This is a genomic window from Asanoa sp. NPDC050611 (genome assembly GCF_040654855.1).
GTDB lineage: Bacteria > Actinomycetota > Actinomycetes > Mycobacteriales > Micromonosporaceae > Asanoa.
This window is the reverse complement of the sequence record NZ_JBFAIU010000534.1, coordinates 1-3,401: the sequence shown is the minus strand read 5'-3', so window position 1 is coordinate 3,401 and position 3,401 is coordinate 1. Positions and strand designations below refer to the sequence as shown.

Genomic DNA, 3,401 nt, shown 5'->3' with positions numbered 1-3,401 from the left:
GGTATGCCGGCGAACACGTTCCCGGCGATCCGGACGTCAGCGGTGTAGGTGACGTTCTCGGCGGCCCAGCCTTCGGCCACGACGGCGTCGAGCTGCTGATCCTCGACGAGCCGACGGCCGGGGTCGACGCCGCCAGCCAGGCCGCGTTCGCCGGCGCGCTGGGCGAGTTCGTCGCCGGCGGCGGCACCGTGCTGCTGGTCGCGCACGAGCTGGGCCCGTTGCAGCCGCTGATCACCCGCTGCGTCGTCGTCCACCACGGCGAGATCGCCCACGAAGGGCACGTGCCGGCGCCGGCCGGCCACCACGCCGACCCGGGTCACGACCACGTCCACCCGCACGCGCCCGCCGAGCAGGGGATGTGGGGAGCATGAGCATATTCGCGAACGAGTTCATGATCCGGGCGCTGATCGGCGCCGTGGTGATCGGCCTGACCGCGCCCGCCCTCGGCATCTACCTCGTGCAGCGGCGGATGTCGCTGATCGGCGACGGGGTCGGCCACGTCGCGCTGACCGGCGTCGGCGTCGGCCTGCTGCTCGACCGCTCCCCCGTGCTCACGGCGGTCATCGTCTCGGCGATCGGCGCGATAGCCATCGAGCTGATCCGCGAACGGGGCCGCACCTCGGGCGACGTGGCGCTCGCCCTGCTCTTCTACGGCGGCATCGCGGGCGGCGTGATGCTGGTCGGCCTGTCCGGGAGCCGGAGCAACGCCAACCTGATGACGTACCTCTTCGGATCGCTGGCGACGACCTCACGGTCGGACCTGATAGTGATCGTGGTGCTCGGTGCCGTGGTGCTCGGCCTGGCCCTCGGCCTGCGCCCGGCGCTGTTCGCGGCCAGCCACGACGAGGAGTACGCCCGCGTCTCCGGCCTGCCCGTGCGCGCGCTGAACCTGCTCGTCGCGGTGCTCACCGCGGTCACCGTCACGATCTCGATGCGCGCGGTCGGCCTGCTGCTGGTCAGCGCGCTGATGGTGGTGCCCGTCGCGACCGCGCAACAGGTCGCCCGGGGCTTCGTCGCCACGATGGGGCTGGCGATGGTGCTCGGCGTCGCGGCCGCCGGGTCGGGTGTCTGGCTGGCCTGGGAGATCGACACGGCGCTCGGTGCCACGATCGTGGTGCTCGCGATCGCCGGCTTCCTGGTCGTCGCGGTGGCGGTGGCGGTCGTGCGGGCGGTACGCAGACGCGCCGCCCTCCGCGCCAGCCGGCCGGGCCACGCCGTGTCGGCCGATCCGGAGCCACACGAGGTCGTCCTGGACCGGCGCTGAGCTACGGTTCCCGGTATGACGGAGGGCAACGGGTACGAGTCGTACGAGCGGGCGGGCGAGCTCCTGCGCGCTCTCGCGGCGCCGATCCGGGTCGCCATCGTCACCGAGCTCGGCAGCGGCGAACGCTGCGTGCACGAGCTGGTCGAGTCGCTGCGGGCCCCGCAGCCGCTGGTGTCCCAGCACCTGCGGGTGCTGCGCGGCGCCGGTATCGTCCGTGGTTCCCGGCGGGGGCGGGAGATCGCGTACGCACTGGTCGACGAGCACATCGCGCACATCGTGGCGGACGCCGTCACACACGCCCGGGAGGCATCATGACCGCTGACGCCGGCGCGCTGCGCAACACGCACCAGCGGCGGGCCGTCAGCTCGCTGCTCGGCTCGGTCGAAGGGTTCCACAGTGCCCAGGAGCTGCACTCGATGCTCCGCGACCGGGGCGAGCGGGTCGGCCTGACCACCGTCTACCGCACGCTGCAGGGCCTGGCCGACGCCGGCGAGATCGACGTGATGCGCCCGCCGGGCGGCGAGCACCTCTACCGCCGCTGCAGCGAGGGGCACCACCACCACCTCGTCTGCCGGTCCTGCGGGTCGACCGTCGAGGTCGAGGGCCCGGCGGTCGAGCACTGGGCGGACCGCGTGGCCGAGAAGCACGGCTTCACCGACGTGAGCCACACCCTCGAGATCTTCGGCACCTGCCAGAACTGCTGCACGGGCTAGCGTGCGCCGCACCCGCGGGTGCGCGACGCTGTCCGCGTGAAGATTTACGCCGACCGCTTTCCGCGTTTCCTTCTCCAGGCCCTCACCGACCTGCTCGTGGTCGCGTGGGTCTACGCCTGGATCCGTGCCGCACTCTGGCTGCAGGACCAGGTCGAGAAGCTGGGCGTGCCCGGCCAGAAGCTGGAGGGCGCCGGCACGTCGCTGGCCGACAACCTGGCCGACGCGGGCAGCAAGGTCGGCCGCGTGCCGCTGGTCGGCGACGAGCTGACCTCACCCTTCGAGAAGGCCGCCGGCGCGGCCCGGTCCGTCGCCGAGGCCGGCCAGTCCCAGCAGGAGGTGGTCGGCAACCTGGCGCTCGCGCTGGCGCTGATCACCGCAGTCGTGCCGATCCTGTTCGTGGTGCTGCTGTGGCTGCCGCTGCGGGTCCGCTGGATCCGCCGGGCCAGCGCCGCCGCCCGGGTCCGCCGCGCGGCCGCCGGCCGGGACCTGCTGGCCCTGCGGGCGCTGGCCACCCAGCCCCTGAGCAAGCTCGCGAAGCTCGGCCCGGACGTCGCCGAGTCGTGGCGACGCAACGACGAGTCCACGGTGGACGACCTGGCGGCACTCGAGCTCAAGTCACTTGGCCTGCGGCAACGGTGATCCACGCCGCTGGGTGAACGGCCGTGGCGAGGCTACCCTTTGAAGATCACGTCCGTCGTCAACGCGATCTTCAGCCATGGATGGCTTTCTAGACTTTCTTGACCCGTTCATCACGTCGCCGTGGGTCTACGGCGTCGTGTTCGCGCTGGCGGCGCTCGACGCTTTCCTCCCGATCGTGCCCAGTGAGGCCACGCTGATCACCGCCGGGGTGTTCGCGGCCGGCGGTGAGCCCAACGTGCTGCTGGTCATCCTGGCCGGTGGGGCCGGTGCGATGGTCGGTGACCACATCTCCTACTTCATCGGCCGCGCCGGCGGCGAGAACGTGATCCGGCGGATACCCGAGGGCACCCGCCGGGCCAGGACCTTCACCTGGGTACGGGAGCTGCTCTACGCGCACGGCGGCATCGCGCTGGTGATCGCCCGGTACATCCCGGGCGGCCGGACCGCGATCACGCTGACGACCGGCGCGATCGGCTACCCGCGGCGCAGGTTCACCCTGTTCGACGCGCTGGCCTGCTTCTCGTGGGCCGCCTACACCACCCTGCTCGGCTTCCTCGGTGGTTCCGCCTTCCAGGACCATCCGCTGCAGGGTCTCGCGCTCGGCTTCGGCATCGCGCTGGGCCTGGCCGGCCTCGCCGAGCTGGTGCAGTGGCTGCGGCACCGCCGCAAGCCGCCGCGCGAGCCGGCCGAGTTCACCCCCTTGGCCGTGTTGCCGTCGTGCTCGTAGTCCGTGCCCCAGTAACCCCCGATCGACGTGCTGGACACCCACGTGCCGGCCCGCGTCA

The 3,401-nt window shown here is 72.3% G+C and carries 5 protein-coding genes and 1 pseudogene; all 6 read left to right on the top strand.

The genetic code is table 11. The features are described from left to right. Window positions 1–371 (top strand): annotated as a pseudogene (locus AB0H87_RS39715) (hypothetical protein); the annotation flags it as partial. After that, the gene (locus tag AB0H87_RS39710; RefSeq protein WP_360158331.1) at window positions 368–1,264 is read left to right on the top strand and encodes a metal ABC transporter permease; all 897 of its coding nucleotides are present in this window, start codon (window positions 368–370) and stop codon (window positions 1,262–1,264) included. The pseudogene AB0H87_RS39715 and the gene AB0H87_RS39710, both read left to right, overlap by 4 nt. A 15-nt stretch (window positions 1,265–1,279) precedes the next feature. After that, window positions 1,280–1,579, top strand: a complete 300-nt coding sequence (locus AB0H87_RS39705; protein WP_360158328.1) for a metalloregulator ArsR/SmtB family transcription factor — start codon at window positions 1,280–1,282, stop codon at window positions 1,577–1,579. Next, complete coding sequence (locus AB0H87_RS39700) at window positions 1,576–1,977, top strand: transcriptional repressor (protein ID WP_360158325.1); 402 nt, start codon at window positions 1,576–1,578, stop codon at window positions 1,975–1,977. Before AB0H87_RS39705 ends, AB0H87_RS39700 begins: the two co-directional genes overlap by 4 nt. A gap of 36 nt (window positions 1,978–2,013) precedes the next feature. Next, the gene (locus AB0H87_RS39695; protein ID WP_360158322.1) at window positions 2,014–2,616 is read left to right on the top strand and encodes a hypothetical protein; all 603 of its coding nucleotides are present in this window, start codon (window positions 2,014–2,016) and stop codon (window positions 2,614–2,616) included. Between the two features lie 76 nt (window positions 2,617–2,692). Next, a complete protein-coding gene (locus AB0H87_RS39690; RefSeq protein WP_360158319.1) occupies window positions 2,693–3,343 on the top strand; it encodes a DedA family protein in 651 nt (216 codons plus the stop codon). The last annotated feature ends 58 nt before the right edge of the window (window positions 3,344–3,401 follow it).